Raw genomic sequence first — 21,306 nt, 5'->3', positions numbered from 1 at the left:
CGGTCGTAGCCGGACCGACTTGTCAGACCGTCGTGATGTCATGACCGTATGTCGTTGACCTGGGGTGCCGAGGCGGGAGCCGTTCTGGATCCGGCTGCCCGCGGCCCGATCCGAATCCTGGGCGGCCCGGGCACGGGGAAGACCAGCCTGCTGGTGGACGCCGCGGTCGCTCAGGTCGATGCCGGTGTCGATCCGGAATCGGTTCTGCTGCTTACCGGTTCGGGCCGGATCGGGATGCGGCAGCGCAGCGCGTTGACGATGGCATTGCTGCGTGCCACCGGCCCGGGCACCTCGGCGGTCCGAGAGCCGGTGGTACGCAGCGTGCACAGCTACGCCTACGCGGTGCTGCGGCGGGCGGCCGAGCGCGCCGGCGACGCACCGCCGCGGCTGGTCACCAGCGCCGAACAGGACGCCATCATCCGCGAGCTGCTGGCCGGCGACCTCGAAGAGGTCGGCACCTGCGCGTGGCCGGCGCATCTGCGGCCCGCCCTGAGCACCGCGGGATTCGCCTCCGAACTGCGAAGCTTGTTGGCGCGCTGCGCGGAACGTGGGGTAGACCCCCACGAGCTGCAGCGCCTCGGCAGGCTGTCCCGGCGTCCGGAATGGACCGCGGCGGGCCGATTCGCGCAACAGTACGAGCAGGTGATGTTGCTGCGCGCGGCGGTCGGTACCGCGGCGCCGCAGGCGACGACGCCGGCGCTGGGTGCCGCCGAACTCGTGGGCGCCGCGCTGGAGGCGTTCGCGGTCGATGCCGAGCTGCTGGCCGCCGAGCGCGCCCGCATCCGGGTGCTGCTGGTCGACGACGTGCAGCAACTCGACCCGCAGGCGGCCCGCCTGGTCCGGGTACTGGCGGTGGGAAGCGAACTGGCGCTGGTCGCCGGGGACCCCAACCAGGCGGTATTCGGCTTCCGCGGCGGCGAGTCGGCCGGGCTGCTTGACGGCGACGCCCCGGCGGTGACGCTGACGCAGTCGCATCGGTGTGCGCCGGCGGTGGCGCGCGCCGTCAGTGGCATCGCGCGGCGTCTGCCCGGCAGCAGCGACGCCCGGCAGATCGAGGGCACGGGCGCCGCGGAGGGATCGGTCAGTGTGCGGCTGGCGGCCTCGGCGCACGCGGAGGCCGCGATGATCGCCGACGCGCTGCGGCGTGCGCACCTCGTCGACAACGTGCCGTGGTCGCAGATGGCGGTGATCGTGCGGTCGGTGCCACGGGCGGCAGCCCGGTTGCCGCGAGCATTGGCGGCCGCCGGGGCGCCGGTGGCCGCACCTCCGGTCAGCGGGTCGTTGGCCGAGGAGCCCGCGGTGCGGGCGCTGCTCACGGTGCTGGCCGCCACCGCCGAGGGCTTGGACGGCGACCAGGCGCTGGCACTGCTGACCGGGCCTATCGGTCGCGTCGACCCGGTCTCGCTGCGACAGCTGCGCCGAACGCTGGCGCGCGGCAAAAACACCGATGCAACAGGGAATTTCGGCGATCTGGTGGTGACCGCGCTGGGCGCCGGGGCGCCGACGTCCGGGTCACGGCCGCTGCGGCGAGTACGTGCGGTGCTCGACGCCGCCGCACGCTGCGATCGCGACGGTCAAGACCCGCGCTACACGCTATGGGCGGCGTGGCACCGGTCCGGTTTGCAGCGCCGCTGGTTGACGGCCAGCGAGCGTGGCGGCTCCGCCGCGGCCCAGGCCACCAGGGACCTCGAGGCAGTGACGGCACTGTTCGACATCACCGATCAATACGTGTCGCGCACCCCTGCGGCGTCACTGCGCGGTCTGCTCGAGCACATCGCGGCGCTGCAGCTGCCGAGCGTCAAGACCGAGCCCGCGTCGAACGCCGAGCAGGTCCGGGTGCTCAGCGCACATGCGGCGCTGGGACATGAATGGGACGTGGTCCTCATCGCCGGCCTGCAGGATGGGTTGTGGCCCAACGTCGTTCCGCGTGGTGGCGTGCTGGCTACCCAGCGACTGCTCGATGTCATGGACGGCGTCGGCGCCGACGCCTCGGTGCGTGCGCCGCTGCTGGCCGAGGAGCGCAGGCTGCTGGTGGCCGCGATGGGCCGAGCCCGGCGTCGACTGCTGGTGACCGCGGTGGACAGCGACAGCGACGGCGCGGACGGGGGAGCCGCGCTGCCCTCGCCGTTCTTCTTCGAGCTCGCCCAGTGGGCCGATGAGGATACCTTTGCGGCACAGCCTGTTTCGGCGCCGCGCGTCCTATCGACCGCTGCGCTGGTCGGACGGTTGCGCGGTGTCGTCTGTGCGCCCGACGGTGCGGTCGACGACGATGCACGCCATTGTGCGGCAATGCAATTGGCCAGACTGGCCGCCGCCGGTGTGCCCGGCGCGGACCCGTCAGGCTGGCACGGTCTGACCGCGGTCAGCACCAGCGATCCGCTGTGCGACGGCCGCGATCCGGTCACGTTGACGCCATCGACGCTGCAGACCCTCAACGACTGCCCGCTGCGGTGGCTGGTCGAGCGGCACGGCGGAACCAATCCGCGAGAGCTGCGGTCAACGATTGGCTCGGTGCTGCATGCGCTGATCGCCGAGCCGGGGAAGACCGAAACTCAGCTGTTGTCCGATCTGGAGAAGGCTTGGCAGCATTTGCCTTTCGATGCCCGATGGCATTCGGCCAATGAGCTCGCCCGACACCGCGCCATGATCGAGGCGTTCGTCGAGTGGCGAGCGCAGACGCGAGGCGAGTTGCGCGAAGTCGGCGTCGAGGTGGACGTCGACGGAGTTCTTGGCGCGCCGCGTGCGGGTGGTGGTGAAGTGCGGTTGCGGGGTCGGGTCGACCGACTGGAACGCGATGGGTCTGGCCGGCTGGTGGTCGTCGACATCAAGACCGGCAAAACACCGGTCAGCAAGGACGACGCCCAAGAGCATGCTCAGCTCGCGATGTATCAGCTCGCGGTGGCCGAAGGCCTTATGGCCGGCGGCGGACCCGACATGGAGCCCGGCGGCGCGCGGCTGGTTTACATCGGCAAGACCGGAGCGGCGGGCGCCACCGTGCGAGAGCAGGATCCGCTGACGCCGGCCGCCCGCGAGGAATGGCGCGACCTCGTCACGCGCGCGGCCGATGCGACCGCCGGTCCGCAGTTCGTGGCCCGGCGCAACGACGGCTGCTCGCACTGCCCGGTCCGCCCGTCGTGCCCGGCCCACGTAGCGGAGTCGGCGCCATGACCCCGCGCTACAGCCCGGACGAATTAGCCTGTGCGCTTGGTCTTTTCCCGCCCACCGCCGAACAGGCGGCCGTGATCGCCGCGCCGCCGGGCCCGCTCGTCGTGATCGCGGGAGCCGGCGCGGGCAAGACCGAGACGATGGCCGCGCGGGTGGTGTGGCTGATCGCCAACGGGTACGCCGAGCCCGGCCAGGTGCTGGGACTGACGTTCACCCGCAAGGCCGCCGGGCAGTTGCTACGCCGGGTCCGCTCCCGGCTGGCCCGGTTGGCGGGTATCGGCTTGGACACGGCCGGCCCGGCGACGGCCGAATCGGCGGGCGCCCCGGCGGTCAGCACTTATCACGCGTTCGCCGGCTCGCTGCTGCGTGACTATGGGCTGCTGTTGCCGATCGAACCGGATGCCCGTTTGCTCAGCGAGACCGAGTTGTGGCAGCTGGCCTTCGACGTCGTCAACGGCTACGACGGGCAGCTGGGCACCGACAAGACGCCGGCCGCGGTCACCTCGATGGTGTTGCGACTGTGGGGCCAGCTCACCGAGCACCTCGTCGACACCGGTCAACTCCGCGACACCCACCTGGAGTTGGAGCGGCTGATCCACACTCTGCCCGCCGGCCCGTACCAACGCGACCGCGGACCGAGCCAATGGTTGCTGCGCCTGCTGGCCGCTCAGACCGAGCGCACCGAGCTCGTGGCGCTGCTCGACGCATTGCGGGACCGGATGCACAGCTCGAAGGTCATGGACTTCGGCGTGCAAATGGCCTCGGCGGCAAGGCTTGCCGCGAACTTCCCGCAGGTCGGGGAGGACGTGCGCAACCGCTACCGGGTGGTCCTGCTCGACGAGTACCAGGACACCGGCCACGCCCAGCGTGTCGCGTTGTCGGCCCTGTTCGGCGGCGGTGTCGACGATGAGTTGGCGCTCACGGCCGTCGGCGATCCGATTCAGTCGATCTACGGCTGGCGCGGCGCTTCGGCAACCAATCTGCCCCGGTTCACCACCGACTTCCCGCGGTCAGACGGCACTGCAGCGCCGGTGCTGGAGCTGCGGACCAGCTGGCGCAACCCGCCGAGCACGCTGCACATCGCCAACGCCATTTCGGCGGAGGCGCGGCGCCGATCGGTGGCCGTGCACGCCCTTCGGCCACGCCCGGAAGCCCCGCCCGGCACCGTGCGTGCCGCGCTGCTGGCAGATGCGCAGGCCGAGCGCGAGTGGATCGCCGACCACCTGCACGAGCACTACCAGCGGGCCCGCGCCGACGGCACTAGCCCGCCGACCGCCGCGGTGCTGGTGCGCCGCAACGCCGATGCCGCACCCGTCGCCGATGCGCTGCGCGCCCGCGGGATCCCGGTCGAGGTCGTCGGGTTGGCCGGCCTGTTGTCCATCCCGGAGGTGGCCGAACTGGTGGCGATGCTGCGCCTGGTCGCCGACCCCACGGCCGGCGCGGCGGCGATGCGGGTGCTGACCGGGCCACGCTGGCGGCTGGGCGGCCGCGATATCGCCGCGCTCTGGCGGCGCGCAGCGTCCCTCGGTCCGGGGCGCCACGCCGACGCGTCCTCGGCCCAGTCGATCGCGAGGGCGGCCGGTCCCTCCAGCATCGAAGCCGACACCGCGTGCCTGGCCGACGCGATCGGTGATCCCGGCGCGTCCGGCTCGTATTCGGAGGCGGGATATCAACGCATCACCACGCTGGCCGCCGAGCTGAACACCCTGCGTGCGCATCTCGATCATTCGCTGCCCGACCTGGTCGCCGAGGTGCGACGCACGTTGGGTGTGGACTGCGAAGTCCGCGCGGCCGTGGGCCATCGCGGCTGGGCCGGCGCCGAACACCTCGACGCCTTCGCCGACGTGGTCGCCGGATACGCCGAGCGAACCAGCGCGACCGACGTGTCCGCCGCGGCGTCGGTGCTGGGGCTGCTGGCCTACCTGGACGCCGCCGAGGTCGTCGAAAACGGCTTGGCGCCCGCGCCGCTGACGGTCGCGCGGGACCGGGTCCAGGTGCTCACCGTGCACTCCGCGAAGGGGCTGGAATGGGAAGTCGTCGCGGTGGCCCACCTGTCCGGCGGAACATTCCCGTCGAACGCGTCGCGCAGCAGCTGGCTCACCGACGCCGCCGAGCTGCCACCGCTGCTGCGCGGGGATCGCGCAGCAGCGGGCTCGCCAGGCATCCCGGTGCTGGACCTTTCGGACGTCACCAACCGAAAGCAGTTGTCGGACAAGATCTCCGAGCATCGCCGCCAGCTCGATCAGCGGCGCCTCGACGAAGAGCGCCGCCTGCTCTATGTCGCGATCACCCGGGCCGAGGACACGCTGCTGGTCTCCGGTCATCACTGGGGCCCGACCGGGATCAAACCGCGCGGGCCGTCGGACTTTCTGTGCGAACTCAAGGACGTCATCGACCGCTCGGCCGCGGCCGACGATCCCTGCGGGGTGGTGGAGCAGTGGGCTCCGGCGCCCGCCGACGGCGATCGAAACCCGATGCGCGACAATGTGATCGAGGCGATCTGGCCGGCCGATCCGCTGGCCCGGCGCCGTCCCGACGTCGAACGCGGCGCGGCGTTGGTGGCCGCAGCGATGGCCGCGGACGCGACGCGACAGTGTGCCGACGTCGACGGCTGGGCGGCTGACGTCGACGCGTTGCTGGCCGAGCGCGCTCGCGCCGAACGGCGGGTCGCCCACGCGCTGCCCAGCCAGCTGTCGGTCAGCGGCCTGGTGGACCTGGCCCGCGATCCCGACGGTGCGATGCAGCGGCTGGCGCATCGCCTGCCGACCCGCCCGGATCCACATGCATTGCCGGGCAATGCTTTTCACTCCTGGGTGCAGCAGTTCTACGGAACCGAGTGGCTGTTCGACCTCGGCGATCTGCCGGGTGCGGCGGACGCCGATCTCGGCCACACCGAAGAATTGGCCGCGCTGCAGCAGGCATTCACCCGATCGCGGTGGGCGGCCCGCACACCGATTGCCGTCGAGGTTCCGTTCGAGATGCCGATCGGCGACACCGTGGTGCGCGGACGCATCGACGCCGTTTTCGCCGAACCCGACGGCGGCGCCACGGTGGTGGACTGGAAGACGGGCGAACCTCCGCGCGGTGCCGAGGCGATGCGTCAGGCCGCGGTCCAGCTCGCCGTCTACCGGTTGGCCTGGGCTGCGTTGTCCGGCTGCCCGGAGTCCTCGGTGCGGACCGCGTTCCATTACGTGCGTACCGGTGTCACCGTCGTCCCCGACGAACTGCCCGATCCCGGCGAGCTGGCGGGGCTGGCCTCGGCGAGCGGGCCGTAGCCCCAGACCGATGTCGCCGGCGAGCGCGATGTCGCCGTCTGAGGCGATCAAGTGTCTGCCGACCGGCGATCGTGGTTACATTTGAGTCGTGCGTGTGGCGTGCGGTGTTGTCCGGCCAACGACGGACCGCTGTGCCCAAAGGTAGGTTGCGACGGCTGCCGGGTCTCGACGAGAGACTGACCACCCAGCCCGGTCATTCGCTGGTCGGAGTGTTGCGCATCCCCGAAGACCACGGCAGCCCCGCTCGCGTCATCACCCGGCGGCTGGTCATCGCGCTGCTGGTCTTGTTCGGTGCCGCCCTCGTCGTCTACCTGGATCGCAATGGTTACCGCGACGTGCGCGGCGATCGGCTGACGTTTCTGGATTGCCTTTATTTCTCGGCGGTGTCGCTGTCGACGACCGGTTACGGCGACATCACGCCGTACACCGAAACCGCACGCCTGGTCAACACCGTCGTCTTCACACCGCTGCGGATCGCGTTCCTGGTCGTGTTGGTCGGAACGACGCTCGAGGTGCTCTCGGAGCGGTCCCGGCAGGGATGGAAAATTCAGCGTTGGAGGAACAGAGTGCGTAACCACACCATCGTGATCGGGTACGGCACCAAGGGCAAACGTGCCGTCGCCGCGCGGGTCAGCGACGAAGCCGCCCAGGGCGAGATCGTCGTCGTCGACACCGACCGCGGCGCCCTCGAGCACGCCGCCACCGCCGGCCTGGTCACCGTGCACGGCGACGGCACCAAGTCCGACGTACTGCGGCTGGCCGGGGCGCAGCAAGCGTCGTCAATCATCGTTGCCACCAACCGTGACGACACCGCCGTGCTGGTCACGCTGACCGCGCGAGAGATCGCGCCCACGGCGAGAATCGTGGCCGCGATCCGGGAGGCCGAGAATTCGCACCTGCTGCAGCAATCGGGCGCGGACTCGGTGGTGGTCTCCTCGGAAACCGCGGGCCGGTTGCTCGGTCTTGCCACCACCACACCCAGCGTCGTGGAGATGATCGAGGACCTGCTGACCCCGGATGCCGGGTTGGCCATCGCCGAACGCGAAGTGGAGCCGAGCGAAGTCGGCGGATCGCCGCGGCACCTACGCGACATCGTGCTGGGCGTGGTGCGTGACGGATACCTGATCCGCATCGGCGCACCCGAAGTGGACGCCATCGAGGCCACCGACCGGCTGCTCTACATCCGGGATGCGGGACACTAGTGGACTTTCAGCTGCGCAGTGTTCCGTTGCTCTCGCGCGTCGGCGCCGACCGAGCCGACCAACTGCGCACCGACGTCGACGCGGCCACTGTCGGGTGGGCGGATGCGGCGCTCCTGCGGGTAGATTCGCGCAATCAGGTGCTGGTCGCCAACGGCCGGGTGGTGCTCGGCAAGGCGGCCGAACTGGGCGAAAAGCCCACCCACGACGCGGTATTCCTCGGCCGCATCGAGAACGACCAGCACGTCTGGGCCATCCGGGGAGCGCTGCAGGCACCCGAGGATCCCGACGTCCAAACCGAGGTGGTGAACTTGCGCAGTCTCGGCCCGATCTTCGACGACACCAGCAGCCAACTGGTGTCGTCGGCCGTTGCGCTGCTGAATTGGCATGACAGCGCGCGATTCAGCGCGGTGGACGGCTCCCCGACGAAACTGGCGCGCGCGGGCTGGTCGCGGGTCAACCCGGTCACCGGGCATGAGGAGTTCCCGCGCATCGATCCGGCGGTCATCTGCCTGGTGCACGATGGCGGCGACCGTGCGGTGCTGGCGCGCCAGGCGGTGTGGCCCGAGCGCATGTTCTCGCTGCTGGCCGGATTCGTCGAAGCCGGAGAGTCTTTCGAGGTCTGTGTGGTCCGCGAGATCCGCGAGGAAATCGGCCTGAACGTCACCGACGTTCGCTACCTGGGCAGCCAGCCGTGGCCCTTCCCGCGTTCGCTGATGGTCGGTTTCCACGCGCTGGGCGACCCCGACGAGGAGTTCTCGTTCAACGACGGTGAGATCGCCGAGGCGGCCTGGTTCACCCGCGACGAGGTACGCGCGGCGCTCGCCGTCGGTGATTGGAGCAGTTCGTCGGAGTCGAAACTGCTTCTGCCCGGCTCGATTTCGATCGCACGCGTGATCATCGAGTCCTGGGCAGAGCTGGACTGAGGCGCTAGCCGATGCGGTCGGTGATCATCTGCAGGACGGAATTCGCGATCTGATCCGCGGACTCCAGTCCCACCACGCCGACCGACACCACATAGGCGGACTTGGTTCGGTACAGATGGCTCCACTGGTGGGCGCCGATCCTCAGCGTCGACGGATCCGGGCTGTCGAGATTGAAGCTGAAGTTGGGATCGTGCAGATCCACGCACGCGTGCAGCGACGACTCCAGCTGATGGAATGCGCCTTGTGCCGCTTCGGGATTCGCGTAGCGCGCCACCGCCTGGGTGACGCCATTGATCATGGCCCTGCCCAACGGCTGGATGTCGTCGGTGACGCCGTGATATCCCGCGGCACGAAACTCTGTCCAGGCGCTGCCGAAGGTGAGGTCGTTGTGTCCCACCGCCCGGCACGGTCCCGGAGCATTGGCGTCCGACGGGGCCGGCTTGTTCAGGTCCGCCTCGGCGCGCGCGAGGTCGTCGGCTTTGGCGATGCGCCGGACATCATCGAGGTCGACGATCATGTCGTCGACATGTGTGACGGTGGGGTGTGACGTGGCCGGAGTGCTCGAATGCGAGCAAGCCGACAGCAGCATCACCGCGCAGCAGGCCATCGCGGCGGGCCAGAATTTGCGAATTGGACTGTCCTGCCGCGAACGCAGACTCGGCGCCATAGTTCGTATCGTAAGGCGCCCTACGGGATACTTTGGCCGAGTGCGCGGGTTCAGCTCGAGCGCTTAGCCGGCGACCTGAGCCAGCTTCGCTTTCACCTCGGCAGCACTCGGGTTGGTCAGCGTCGACCCGTCCGCGAACTTCACCGTCGGCACCGTCCGGTTGCCACCGTTGACCGAACCGACGAATTCCGCGGCCGCCGGGTCGGCTTCGATGTCGACCGTCACGTAGGGGATTCCGTTGGACTTGAGCACGGTCATGAGCCGATGGCAGTACCCACACCATGACGTCGTGTAAACGGTAATCGGAGCGTTGCTCATAACCGAATAACGTAGCCCGCCGACGATGCGTTCCGCGCGGCGGGCGCTGAGGAGGTGGGCGCGTTCGGCGTGGCGAAACACCCGGTTTGTCGGCGACCGCTGCCAAGATGGACGGCATGCCGATGGTCGCCGACCCACTGACCGCCGGACTGGACGACGAACAGCGCGAGGCCGTGCTGGCGCCGCGCGGACCGGTCTGCGTGCTCGCGGGCGCCGGAACGGGCAAGACCCGCACCATCACGCACCGCATCGCCCAGTTGGTGGCGAGTGGCCATGTCGCGGCCGGGCAGGTGCTCGCGGTCACGTTCACCCAGCGCGCGGCCGGGGAGATGCGGTCCCGGTTGCGGACGCTGGACGCGAACACGCAGAGCGGATCGGGCGTCGGCGCCGTGCAGGCGCTGACCTTTCACTCGGCCGCGCACCGGCAGTTGCGGTATTTCTGGCCGCGAGTGGTCGGTGACACCGGCTGGCAGCTGCTCGACACCAAGTTTGCCGTCGTCGCCCGGGCGGCCGGCCGCATCCGGCTCAACGTCAGCACCGACGACGTGCGCGACCTGGCCGGTGAGATTGAATGGGCCAAGGCCTCGCTGATCAGCCCCGAGGCCTACCCGGCCGAGGTCGCCGCGGCCGGGCGGGACATCCCGTTGGGCGCCAAGAAGGTCTCCGACGTCTACACCGCCTACGAGGCCCTCAAGGTTCGCGACGAATCGGTGACGCTGCTCGACTTCGACGACCTGCTGCTGCACACCGCGGCCGCGATCGAGAACGACGCCGCGGTCGCCGAGGAGTTCCGCGACCGCTACCGCTGCTTCGTCGTCGACGAGTATCAGGACGTCACCCCGCTGCAGCAGCGGGTGCTGTCGGCGTGGCTGGGCGACCGGGACGACCTGACCGTCGTCGGCGATGCCAACCAGACCATCTACTCGTTCACCGGCGCCTCGCCCCGCTTCCTGCTCGACTTCTCGCGGCAGTTTCCCGACGCCACGGTGGTGCGCCTGGAGCGCGACTACCGGTCCACTCCACAGGTCGTATCGCTGGCCAACCAGGTGATCGCCGCGGCCCGCGGCCGGGTCGCCGGCAGCAAGCTGCAGCTGTCCGGGCAGCGTGCGCCGGGTCCGGCCCCGACGTTTCACGAGCATCCCGACGAAACCGTCGAGGCGGCCGCGGTCGCGAAGGAGATCGCGGGGCTGATCGAATCCGGTACCGCGCCGTCCGAAATCGCGGTGCTCTACCGCGTCAACGCGCAGTCCGAGATCTACGAGGAAGCCCTGACCGAGGCGGGCATCGCCTACCAGGTTCGCGGCGGCGAGGGCTTCTTCAACCGCCAGGAGATCAAGCAGGCGATGGTGGCGCTGCATCGCGCGGCCGAGCGCGGCGCCGAGGGACCCGTGCCCGACGTGGTCCGCGCGGTGCTGGAGCCGCTGGGGCTCACGGCCTCCGAACCCGTTGGCACCCGGGTCCGGGAGCGCTGGGAGGCGCTGACGGCGTTGGCCGAGCTGGTGGACGACGAGGTCGCGCAGCGTCCGCAGCTGGAGTTGCCGGGGCTGGTGGCCGAGCTGCGGATCCGGGCCGACGCGCGCCATCCACCGGTGGTGCAGGGCGTCACCCTCGCGTCGTTGCACGCCGCCAAGGGGCTGGAATGGGATGCGGTGTTCCTGGTCGGATTGGCCGACCGCACTCTACCGATCTCGCACGCCTTGGCGCACGGCGCCGAGAGCGAGCCGGTCGAAGAGGAACGTCGCCTGCTTTATGTCGGAATCACCAGGGCGCGAGTGCGTTTGGCGCTCAGCTGGGCGCTGTCGCGCAGCCCGGGCGGCCGGCAGACCCGCAAGCCGTCGCGGTTTCTCAACGGAATCGCGCCGCAGACGCGCGCCGATCCGGCGCCGGGCAAATCCCGGCGCAAGCAAGGTGCTTCGCGGTGCCGGATCTGCAACAACACCCTGACTACGCCGGCGGCCGTCATGCTGCGGCGCTGCGAGACGTGCTCGGCGGACATCGACGAGGCATTGCTGTTGCGACTCAAGGAGTGGCGGTTGGACGTCGCCAAGGAGCAGAAGGTGCCCGCGTATGTCGTCTTCACCGACAACACCCTGATCGCGATCGCCGAGCTGCTGCCCGACGACGAAGCCGCCCTGATCGCGATCCCCGGTATCGGCGCACGCAAACTCGAGCAGTACGGGTCCGACGTTTTGGACATGGTGCGCGGCCGCTCCTGACCGAGTGCGGCGTCGTTCGAGCTGCAAATGCGCAGGTCAGAAAATCGGTTGTCAGCACCGTCGGCTATCATCTACTCTCGGAAACGCAATCCGCTGTCGGCGCAAGGCCGGCGCGCGTCTAGGTGAGAGGAGGTGGCCACGATGATCAACGACACGTTCGAGGTAACCGTGGCCGGCGCGGTGCTGTCCGCGTGGACCTCCCACGCCGCCGCTACGCCGGCGGCTGCGCTTAAGCATCGCGCCGCCGCCGCGACTCACGCGTCCGTGGATTGGGGTCTTACCTAACCGCCCCGTTTTCACCACATGGCCACGGACCCGAAGTCACCAGGATCCGTGGCCATAGTTTTGGGTCGGCAACCCGCAACCTGGTCCGGATCACCGAAACCCAACCAGGAAGCAGGTGAGCAGGACATGTCGGCACAGACAGTCCCCAGACAGCCGCAGCCGGCGTTGCCGTGTCACGCCGGCAATCCCGACCTATGGTTCGCCGAGACCCCGGCGGACCTGGAGCGCGCCAAGACCCTCTGGACGGACTGCCCCGTCCGGCGTCAGTGCCTGGCCGCGGCGCTGGACCGTGCCGATCCGTGGGGTGTGTGGGGCGGCGAGATATTCGAGCGGGGAGCGATCGTGGGCTTCAAACGCCCGCGCGGGCGTCCCCGCAAAGACGCGGTCGCTGCCTAGACGGCCGCGGTGTCGGGTTTGGCGAATCCGGGGATCAGCTCTTCGGACAACCCCTTGATCGGCACGTGCGCATCGAGCTGACAAAGAATCGCGGCCACCGACATGATCACCCGCATCGGGATCACCAGCTTGGGCGGCAGGTCCATCTGCCGGGCGGTCCTGATCTGCGACACCGACCGGTCGATCTCGACGGCGGACATCTTCTGCAGCCATTTACGGGTGTAGTGGAACACCTCGACCTCGACCGGCTCGACGTACTGGCGCAGCATGTTGTCGATGTCGCGGACCGACACCTGTTGGCCCTTCTGGATGAAGCCGGCCTTCTCCATCGTCGGCAACAGCAGGTCGTAGTTCTTCTCGCGGGCCAACCGAATGGTCATGCCGAGCTCGATCGGAAAGCCGCCGGGCATGGGCGCGACGGCACCGAAGTCGATGACGGCCATCCGGCCGTCGGGCAAGAGCATGAAGTTGCCCGGGTGCGCATCACCATGCAGCAACTCCAGCCGGCGTGGCGCGTCGAAGGTGAGCTCGAGAAGCCGGGTGCCGATCAGGTCGCGTTGCTCGGGGGTGCCGTTGCGGATGATCTCGGCCATCGGCACGCCCTGGATCCACTCCTGGACCACCACCTTGGGCGCGCTGGCCACCACGCGGGGCACCGCGAAGTGCGGGTGCTCGTGATACGCCTTGGCGAAGGCGCGCTGGTTGTCGGCCTCGAGCCGGTAGTCGAGCTCCATCTCGGTGCGCTCGATCAGCTCGTCGACCACGCCCTGGACGTCGGCGCCGGGCGCGAGCTGTTTGACGACCCCGACCATCCGCTGCATGGTCTTGAGGTCGGCTCGCAGTGCTTCGTCGGCGCCGGGGTATTGGATCTTGACGGCCACCTCGCGACCGTCGGACCACACCGCCTTGTGCACCTGGCCGATGCTGGCCGAGGCCACCGGGGTGTCGTCGAAGGAGCTGAACCGGTCGCGCCACTTGGTGCCCAGCTGCGCGTCGAGCACCCGGTGCACCTTGTCGGCCGGCAACGGCGGGGCGTCCTTCTGCAGCTTGGTCAGCGCCTCGCGGTAGGGCTCGCCGAACTCCTCGGGAATCGCGGCTTCCATCACCGACAGGGCCTGGCCGACCTTCATCGCCCCGCCCTTGAGCTCGCCCAGCACCTGAAAGAGCTGGTTGGCGGCCTTCTCCAGCAGCTCGGCCTGCACTTCGTCCTTCGACTTGCCGGTCAGCCGCTTGCCGAGGCCCAGTGCGGAACGCGCAGCAAAGCCGACCGGAATAGTGGCCAACTTCGCGTTGCGCGCAGCACGCCCCCGTTTGATCTCAGACACACACCCATCATCCATGACGAATCGTCAGTGCCGTGCTTGATCTAGGCAACAGTGAGGTGTCAGGACGACCGCTCGTCACGCCGGACCGGACTGTCCGGCCGCCCCGACAAAAGCCCTATCAGCACGAACACAACGGATGCTTGGTCCACTGCCGCGCCACGATGGCGCTGGCGTGCAGGTCGAATTCCAGCGTGGCGTTCAGGGCCTGAGGCGGCCCGGGATCGGGTCCGGCATCGTCGCCACGCACCGCGGCGATCACGCGATTGACCTGGCTGAGCGCCAGCGCCGCGGTCGCCAGCAGGGTGGCGCGATCGGCCACGCCGACGGTCTCGCGCAGCTGGGCCGCGACCGCCGGCCACGCGGCGTCGCGGTCGCTGCGATGGAGGTCGGCGCAGCCCAGGCAGCTGGTTACGCCGGGGATGACCAGAGGGCCCACCAGGCCGGTGCCGTCGCGCACCCGGACCGCGAGGTGCGCGACGCCCTGGCTGTGTAGATCGCGCACCAGGCGTGGGTCGGCGACCAGATAGTCGGCCAGCACCACCAGATCGACGGCCGCGCGCGACACCGCGGCATGCGGCTGGCTGCTGTGCGCGATCCGCGCGCCCGAGCACCGCAGCGACTCCATCAGCAGGTCCGATAGCGGCCCGCGGCCGTGCACGCGGATCGAGGCCGCCCGGCCGCCGGCCTGGCGGAACCCGCGGTTCACCACGCCGGCGCTGACCAGTTGCGCGACCAGGTTGGTCAGGCCGTCGGTGTCGGTCAACCCCCGCTCGACCGCTTCACGCTGCAGCTCGGTGATCGGCAGGGGTGATCGCATCGCGCGCAGCAGCGCGGCCAGCGCGGCCGCGGCCAGGCCGCGGGGTGGCCGGACCAGCACCGCACGGCGCGGATCCCAGCCCACTTGCACCGCACCGTCGGGGCGCAACAGCACCGGCATCGCCGGGTCCAGCGCATACACAGCGGCCCCCGGCATGGATCCAGACTGTGCCATGCCGGGCGCGCACGCCCGATCAGTTATCCACAGGACCGCCGGCGAGTCGTCGACGATTGGGCGGCTCAGAAGCCGGCGTCGGGCGAAATCCCTTCCGCACGAAGGGCGTCGAGACAGGCCTGCTTGTATACGGCCTCGTCGTCCAAGCTGTAGCCCTGCGCCGACTTGTCCGCCCTCAGGCTGTCGTCACACGCCTTGATGGGGAGTTCGCCCTGTTTGATCAGGCGTTTCACTTGGTCGCTCCGGCCGGCGTTGTAGCCGTGCTGGTAGGTGGGCGACGGCTTGGAGTCGTCGCGCTCGCAGCCGTCGACGCTCAGCACCGCGAGAACGACCATGCAGCCGACGCGGCCCCATCGTCCGCGCCAGAACCTCGGACTCGACACAGCAGAAACAGTACCTGCCGTCAACTGTTGGTTGGGGCCGCCGCAGCGGGGCCCGCTACCGGCGGCGTGCTCGAACTCGGCGATCGCCTCGCCGATCCCGCCGGTGGCTGGCCGTGACCGTGTGTTATTCAGCCGGTCCGGGTGGCGGCGCTGGACACGGATGTGTGTAACGCCATGCCATGATCGTCCCAAACTGTGCGTGCGTATTGACCGGTCCGAACGTGTATCCGCGGGGCCAGTTTTTCGTTTCGCCGGGATCGTCCGGGTACCGGATCAGCGTGCGCGATTCCAGCACCGAATGCCAGGGCCAGTAACGCCGATCCCGCAGCGATGATTGGTCGTCTGCGCATTTCCTTCACCTCGATCTATCGTCCGTGGGCAGCGTCGCGTTCTCGGCTTAGTGCGTCGGGCCGACGCGGTCGACCTCTCCGGACGCTTACCCACGCTGCCAGTGGACTTTGCAACGATGCTGTGAACAGCGCGCAAATTATGTTGTGCGCGTTAGCGTTTCGTTGTTCCGCTGACCGCGACGGCGGGGCGTAACTGCACAGGTCGGGTTACGCCGTGACGACGATCGTTTGCTGGCCGGTTTTCCACGCGGTCATGAATCTGGTGATGCTGACCTTGGTGTCGCCGTTATCGGCGTACGGGTCGTTGAGGTGAACGGTGTCGTTGTTGGTGTCGACCCCGGTGACGACGAGCAGGTGATCGGCCGTCTTGCGCTGATCGTTGCTGTCCAGGATCGCCCCGCCGTTGACCCACGCGATGACCTTGCGGCCGGCGCCGAGGTACTGCTCCAGCGCGGGCAGGGTTACTTCGTCGGGATTCTTGTCCCACATCATCCGCGATTTGATGCCGTAGTGATCGAGCAGCACGACGGTGTCGCCGGCATCGATGCCGCCTTTCTCCGTGTCGTGGCCTGGGTCGCCGGTGGGGAGGTAGATCGGACCGTCGCGGATCACCGACGGCGTGTTCTGCGCCAGCTTGATGATCTCGTCCTCCGTCACGGCCTTGCCGGTGACCTCACCGACCACGTCGGCGACCGAAGCGAGACCGCAGGTGTCCTCCTCCGTGGACTGCTGCACCCAATACTTGGCGGCCGCCTGCGGGTCGCCGTACACGCCTCGGGCCGCCGTCGGCTTCGCCGCCGCGCTGCTGTTCGTGCTGGCGGTCGCGGCGACGGGTGAAGTCTTCGCGGCGCTCGTCGACGACGGCGCCGAGCCGCACGCCGCTACCAACGAAACGGTGGCCATACCGACACATTCGCAAACCAAAGTGATGCGCACTGCGGTCGCCATTCGGGAGTTAAACATGTTGCCGCCAAGGCCAGTCGGAGAATTGATCAACCACAAAGTAACACCTCCAGCAAACAATAGCGACCCGGTTGGACACCCCCCCCGCGCAGTTATCCAAGGAAACCGTCATCCGTTTGTTCCTGCGGTGCAAAGACGGAACTGCAATAGTGATCGCGGGCTCCTCGGCGCCGTAGTGGCCCACAGAACCAAACCGGATTAAAGGGTGAGGTCGGTCGATGAAAATTCGTCTGTGTGGGCTGCGACCCGCGGTGCCGGTGCTGCTGGTCGCGGCGGCCTGCGCTTCGCCGCCGACGGCTGGCCCTGCCGTGCGCGTCGCCGCCGCGCCGGCCGCCTCGAACGTGACGTTGACCGAGACCGGCTCCAACAATCTCTACCCGCTGATGGATGCGTGGGCCGCGGCCTATCACTCGAAATATCCCAACGTCACGATCGCCGTGGACAGTGACGTCTCCGGCAACGGGATCTCCGAAGCCGCCGGCGGGAAGGTCGATATCGGCGCATCCGGACTGTCGCTGACCGATGGCGAAATGTCCGCACACCCGGGCCTGCTGAACATCGCGTTGGCCGTTTCTTCCCTGCACGTCAACTACAACGTGCCCGGTGTCAGGGCAAACCTGAGGCTGAACGGCAAAGTGCTGGCCGGCATGTACAACGGCACCATCAAGACCTGGAACGACCCGCAGATTGCCGACCTCAATCCGGGGGTGATCCTGCCGGCCATCGCGGTGGTTCCGCTGCACCGCACGGACAGCGGGAGCAACGACACCTTCCTGTTCACCCAGTATCTGTCCAAGCAGGACCCCAACGGGTGGGGAAAGTGGCCCGGCTTCGCGACTTCCATCGACTTTCCCGCGGTGCCCGGCGCGTCGGGTCAGAACGGCATGGTGGCCGTGGTGACCACCTGCGCCCAGACCCCGGGCTGCATCGCCTACCTCGGCACCCGCTATCAGGCGGAGGCCGCGCAGAAGGGGTTGATCGAAGCCCAATTAGGCAATGCCTCAGGCAATTACGTGCTGCCCGACGCCGAGAGCGTGGAGGCCGAGGCCGCCGGGTCCGCCTCGCAAACGCCGGCAAACCAGGTGATCTCGTTGGTCAACGGGCCGGCCGCGGACGGATACCCGATCGTCAACTACGAATACGCGATCGTCTACAGCAAGCAGAAGGACGCCGCCGTCGCGCAGACGATGCAGGCCTTCCTGCACTGGGTGGTGACCGACGGCAGCGGCCCCAAGTTCCTCGACGCGGTGCACATCTATCTTCGGCCGCTGCCGGACGCGGTGCGGACGTTGTCCGACGCCCAGATCGCCAAGGTCGTCAGCTAGGCTGATTACCTTCTCTGCCAACGATTGTCACGGCGCCCCGAGTCCGGCCGAGCGGTCCGCCAGATCGCTGCCCGCGAGGGCCCGGGCCCATTGCCCGAGCCCTTCCGCGCCGAGCTGGGGTTGGATTCCCGCGGTTCCCGCCAGGCCGGGGGAACCGCCCAGGGCTGCCACCGCTGCGGGCATGCCGGCGCTCGGGGTGGTGTAGGCGACCGTGCCGGCCAGGTCGGTGATGGTCGCGCCGGCGGAGCCGACGAGGCCGGTCGCGGTGTTGCCCAAGGTCATGACGCCGGACTGGGCGCCGATCGTGACGGAACCACCGCCGAGCAGGAAGCCGACGCCCACGCCGGTGGTGCCGCCCACGGGAGTGAGGGTGAGCGCGCCGGAAGTGGGCGCGACGATCGTATTGGGCGGAATTCCCACCCACCCGGACACCGCGAAGAATGTGCTGCCGGGGTAGACGGTGACGGGGGAGAGCGCAAAGACGTTGACGCCATCGCCATCCGGGATGGCGATGGTGACCGAGCCGGCGTCGACGACCAGCTGGGTGTAGGTGCCGATGGTGACCGTGCTGCCAGCCGGGACATCGGCGGTGCCCCCGGCCGGGATTTCGGCGTTGGTCGAGCTCAGCTGCTGATCCACCGCCTGGGTCTGGGCGTTGGTGGTGTTGGCGGTGGTGTGAGCCAGCGCGCGGGCCTGGCTCGGCTGCCCGGAGTCGTCGGTGGTGCGGGGCGGCTCGGTGTACGACGTCAGCGTGCTCGCGGCCGAGGAATCGGCGGCGTAGGCGTACATGGCGGTGGCGTCTTGCACCCAAAAGTCGGCGTACTCGGCTTCGGTCACCGCGATCGCGGCGGTGTTCTGCCCGAAGAAGTCGGTGGCGATCAGCGCCAGCAATCGCGCGCGGTTGGCCGCGATCACCGGCGGCGGCACCGTCATCGCGAACGCCGCCTCAAAGGCCGCGGCCGCGGCGTAGGCCTGCGCGGAGGTCTGGGCGGCTTGGGCGGCGCCCGCCTGCAGCCACGCGACACGTCAGCTGTCGGCTGAGCCGCCGTCAGAACCGGGCTCTTCTTGCTCAAGTCGCGCGATTGCCTCATCGATTCCACTGGTATCGCCGCCGATGACGCGATCAATGAAGCCAGCCGGCTCATCGAGATCCTCGATGCCCGGCAACAAATCAGGATGTTGCCAGACGCCGTCACGGGCATCTATGCCCCCGGCTTCCGTCAGGCGCTCCCACAGCGCCGCGGCCTCCCGCATTTTGCGTGGGCGCAACTCCAGGCCGACCAGCGTGGCAAACGTCTGCTCGGCCGGGCCGCCGCTCGCCCGACGCCGGCGCAGCGTCTCGCTGAGCGCGGCCGCGCCGGGAATCCGCTCGCCCAGGGCCGCGGTCACCACGACCTGCACCCAGCCCTCGATCAGGGCCAGCAGCGTCTCCAGCCGTTCCAGCGCGTGGGTCTGCGCCGGGGTGGCCTTGGGTTCGAAGACGCCCTGGCCGAGCAGGTTCTCGATCGCCGCCGGATCGGACAACGAGGCGGGGTTGAAGTCGCGCGCAAGCTCCTCGATGCCGCTCATGTCGATCTTCATGCCCGCCGCGTAGGCCTCGACGGCGCCCAGCAGCTGGCTGGCCAACCACGGCACGTGACTGAACAGCCGGTGGTGGGCCGCTTCGCGGGCGGCCAGGAACGTCATGATCTCGCTGCGGGGCTGCTCGAGCCCGGCGGCGAACGTCTCCACCGCGTCCGGCATGATCGCCGCCACGCCCTTGGGCCCCAGCGGCAAGCCGATGTCGGTCGATGTCAGCACCTCGCGGGACAACCGGCCCAGCGCCTGACCCAGCTGCGAACCAAACGCCATGCCGCCCATCTGCGACATCATCGCCATGAGCGGGCCGGCCATGCCCTTGGCCTCTTCGGGTAACGAGGACGCCCAGACCGTCGAGATCTGTTGTGCCATCGGGTCGCACAGCCGCTTCCACGTCTGCAGGGTGTTGTCCACCCAGTCGTTGGGGCTCCAGGCGACCGACTTCGTGGTGCCGGCGGGCAGCGCGGTGACGCCGTCGAGCCAGGTCTCGGCGAGGTGGACCGCGTCGGCGATCGCCGAGCTCGTCGTGGCCGGGATCGGCGCGACGAATCCGATCGAGCTGGAAGCGACCTGCCGGGCCAGGTCGTAGTTGACGGGTCCCGACGGTGTGCCGCCGGCCGGACCGGTGCCGGCGTTGCTGAACATCTGACCCAGCTGGGTGAAGATTTGGCCCAGGTCGCCCATGCTGAAATCGCTGTCCATGCCGAACGCGCCGAGCGGGTCCGAAGGTCCCGAGCCGGACTCGGGATTCTTCTTCCCGTGCTTGTCGCGCTCGGGGTCTTCTCCCGAGGAGAAGCCGAAAGGCAGGTCAGCCATAACCTCAACGGTACCCACCGCCGGATCAGAAGGTGCCATCCGGCGTCAGCTTGTAGCTGAACAAGCCGGCGCGGTGTCCGGTTAGGGTAAGCGGCGTGAACAGGCGGATTCTGACCTTGATGGTCGCGCTGGTGCCCATCCTGGTCTTCGGCGTGTTGCTCGCGGTGGTCACGGTGCCGTTCGTCTCGCTGGGCCCCGGCCCGACCTTCGACACGCTTGGCGAGGTCGACGGTGAGCAAGTGGTCTCGATCGAAGGCACCCAAACTCACCCGACAACCGGACATCTCAACATGACGACGGTGTCCCAGCGTGACGATCTGACCCTGGGCGAAGCCCTGACGCTGTGGTTCTCCGGAACCGAACAGCTGGTCCCGCGCGACCTGATCTACCCGCCCGGCAGATCCCGTGAGGACGTCGACAAGGCCAACAACGCCGACTTCAAAGAGTCCGAGGACAGCGCCGCGTATGCCGCGCTGGGCTATCTGAAATACGCGCCCGCCGTCACCGTCGCGACCGTCAGCGACGCCGGACCGTCGACGGACAAGCTGAAGGCCGGCGATGCGATCGACGCGGTCAACGGCACTCCCGTGGTTAACGTCGAGCAGTTCACCGGACTGCTAAAGGCCACCAAGCCGGGCCAAGTGGTGACGATCGACTTCCGCCGCAAGAACGAGCCGGCCGGCGTCGCGCAAATCACGCTGGGCACCAACAAAGACCGCGACTACGGCTTTATGGGTGTCGCGGTTCTCGATGCGCCGTGGGCGCCGTTCGCGGTGGACTTCAACCTGGCCAACATCGGTGGGCCTTCGGCCGGCCTGATGTTCAGCCTCGCCGTCGTCGACAAGCTCACCACCGGCGATCTGGCCGGTTCGACGTTCATCGCGGGGACCGGCACGATCTCGTCCGACGGCAAGGTCGGGCAGATCGGTGGCATTACGCACAAGATGGTTGCCGCCCAGGAGGCCGGCGCCACGGTGTTCCTGGTGCCGGCGAAGAATTGCTACGAGGCGACCTCGGACAATCCGCACGGTTTGCGGCTGGTCAAGGTCGAGACCCTGGGGCAAGCCGTGGATGCGTTGCACGCGATCCAACAGGGGGGTCAGGCGCCGAGTTGCTAGCCCGCAATTC

Annotated in this window: 16 protein-coding genes and 1 pseudogene; 9 read left to right on the top strand and 8 right to left on the bottom strand. The window is 68.8% G+C overall.

What is annotated here, in order from left to right:
* Positions 1–48 precede the first annotated feature (48 nt).
* The 4 genes from G6N54_RS11885 (at position 49) to nudC (ending at position 8,565) form a co-directional block, all read left to right on the top strand.
* Positions 49–3,168: an ATP-dependent helicase gene (locus G6N54_RS11885; protein WP_163790333.1), complete on the top strand. Its 3,120-nt coding sequence runs from the start codon at positions 49–51 to the stop codon at positions 3,166–3,168.
* Positions 3,165–6,440 (top strand): ATP-dependent helicase, encoded by a 3,276-nt coding sequence (locus tag G6N54_RS11880; RefSeq protein WP_163790332.1) that lies wholly within the window; start codon positions 3,165–3,167, stop codon positions 6,438–6,440. Before G6N54_RS11885 ends, G6N54_RS11880 begins: the two co-directional genes overlap by 4 nt.
* A gap of 131 nt (positions 6,441–6,571) precedes the next feature.
* On the top strand, positions 6,572–7,642 hold the full coding sequence (locus G6N54_RS11875; protein WP_163790331.1) for a potassium channel family protein: 1,071 nt from the start codon (positions 6,572–6,574) through the stop codon (positions 7,640–7,642).
* A complete protein-coding gene (gene nudC, locus G6N54_RS11870; RefSeq protein ID WP_163790330.1) occupies positions 7,642–8,565 on the top strand; it encodes an NAD(+) diphosphatase in 924 nt (307 codons plus the stop codon). Before G6N54_RS11875 ends, nudC begins: the two co-directional genes overlap by 1 nt.
* 4 nt (positions 8,566–8,569) lie before the next feature.
* Here the strand turns inward: nudC and G6N54_RS11865 are convergent, their stop codons facing one another.
* Positions 8,570–9,232, bottom strand: a complete 663-nt coding sequence (locus G6N54_RS11865) for a sensor domain-containing protein (protein ID WP_163790329.1) — start codon at positions 9,230–9,232, stop codon at positions 8,570–8,572.
* A gap of 63 nt (positions 9,233–9,295) precedes the next feature.
* Complete coding sequence (gene mrx1 / locus G6N54_RS11860) at positions 9,296–9,550, bottom strand: mycoredoxin Mrx1 (RefSeq protein WP_163790328.1); 255 nt, start codon at positions 9,548–9,550, stop codon at positions 9,296–9,298.
* A gap of 116 nt (positions 9,551–9,666) precedes the next feature.
* Here mrx1 and G6N54_RS11855 point away from each other — a divergent pair, with 116 nt between their 5' ends.
* From G6N54_RS11855 to G6N54_RS11850, 3 genes are all read left to right on the top strand, one after another.
* A complete protein-coding gene (locus G6N54_RS11855) occupies positions 9,667–11,766 on the top strand; it encodes an ATP-dependent DNA helicase UvrD2 (RefSeq protein WP_163794683.1) in 2,100 nt (699 codons plus the stop codon).
* 132 nt (positions 11,767–11,898) lie between these two features.
* A complete protein-coding gene (locus G6N54_RS29465; protein ID WP_170313044.1) occupies positions 11,899–12,051 on the top strand; it encodes a hypothetical protein in 153 nt (50 codons plus the stop codon).
* A 126-nt stretch (positions 12,052–12,177) separates the two neighbouring features.
* Complete coding sequence (locus tag G6N54_RS11850) at positions 12,178–12,447, top strand: WhiB family transcriptional regulator (protein WP_163790327.1); 270 nt, start codon at positions 12,178–12,180, stop codon at positions 12,445–12,447.
* Here the strand turns inward: G6N54_RS11850 and G6N54_RS11845 are convergent.
* The 4 genes from G6N54_RS11845 to G6N54_RS11830 form a co-directional block, all read right to left on the bottom strand.
* On the bottom strand, positions 12,444–13,787 hold the full coding sequence (locus tag G6N54_RS11845) for a macrolide-binding ATPase MABP-1 (RefSeq protein ID WP_163790326.1): 1,344 nt from the start codon (positions 13,785–13,787) through the stop codon (positions 12,444–12,446). The two genes, G6N54_RS11850 and G6N54_RS11845, sit on opposite strands and share 4 nt — an antisense overlap.
* 103 nt (positions 13,788–13,890) lie before the next feature.
* The gene (locus G6N54_RS11840; protein WP_163790325.1) at positions 13,891–14,745 is read right to left on the bottom strand and encodes a cyclodehydratase; all 855 of its coding nucleotides are present in this window, start codon (positions 14,743–14,745) and stop codon (positions 13,891–13,893) included.
* An 83-nt stretch (positions 14,746–14,828) separates the two neighbouring features.
* Positions 14,829–15,146: a hypothetical protein gene (locus tag G6N54_RS11835; protein ID WP_163790324.1), complete on the bottom strand. Its 318-nt coding sequence runs from the start codon at positions 15,144–15,146 to the stop codon at positions 14,829–14,831.
* A gap of 557 nt (positions 15,147–15,703) precedes the next feature.
* Positions 15,704–16,399: a C39 family peptidase gene (locus G6N54_RS11830; RefSeq protein WP_232073677.1), complete on the bottom strand. Its 696-nt coding sequence runs from the start codon at positions 16,397–16,399 to the stop codon at positions 15,704–15,706.
* A gap of 278 nt (positions 16,400–16,677) precedes the next feature.
* Between G6N54_RS11830 and pstS the strand changes: the two genes are divergently transcribed.
* On the top strand, positions 16,678–17,784 hold the full coding sequence (gene pstS, locus G6N54_RS11825; RefSeq protein WP_163790322.1) for a phosphate ABC transporter substrate-binding protein PstS: 1,107 nt from the start codon (positions 16,678–16,680) through the stop codon (positions 17,782–17,784).
* A 648-nt stretch (positions 17,785–18,432) separates the two neighbouring features.
* Here the strand turns inward: pstS and G6N54_RS31565 are convergent.
* Both G6N54_RS31565 and G6N54_RS11815 read right to left on the bottom strand, forming a co-directional pair.
* A pseudogene (locus tag G6N54_RS31565) lies at positions 18,433–18,807 on the bottom strand (PPE domain-containing protein); the annotation flags it as partial.
* A 3-nt stretch (positions 18,808–18,810) separates the two neighbouring features.
* A complete protein-coding gene (locus G6N54_RS11815; RefSeq protein WP_163794681.1) occupies positions 18,811–20,196 on the bottom strand; it encodes a zinc-dependent metalloprotease in 1,386 nt (461 codons plus the stop codon).
* Positions 20,197–20,273: 77 nt separating this feature from the next.
* Here G6N54_RS11815 and G6N54_RS11810 point away from each other — a divergent pair, with 77 nt between their 5' ends.
* On the top strand, positions 20,274–21,296 hold the full coding sequence (locus tag G6N54_RS11810; RefSeq protein ID WP_163790321.1) for a YlbL family protein: 1,023 nt from the start codon (positions 20,274–20,276) through the stop codon (positions 21,294–21,296).
* The last annotated feature ends 10 nt before the right edge of the window (positions 21,297–21,306 follow it).

The organism is Mycobacterium stomatepiae (assembly GCF_010731715.1).
In the GTDB taxonomy this organism is placed as follows: Bacteria; Actinomycetota; Actinomycetes; order Mycobacteriales; family Mycobacteriaceae; genus Mycobacterium; species Mycobacterium stomatepiae.
The sequence above is the reverse complement of the archived record's forward strand: the minus strand, read 5'-3'. Positions and strand labels throughout refer to the sequence as shown.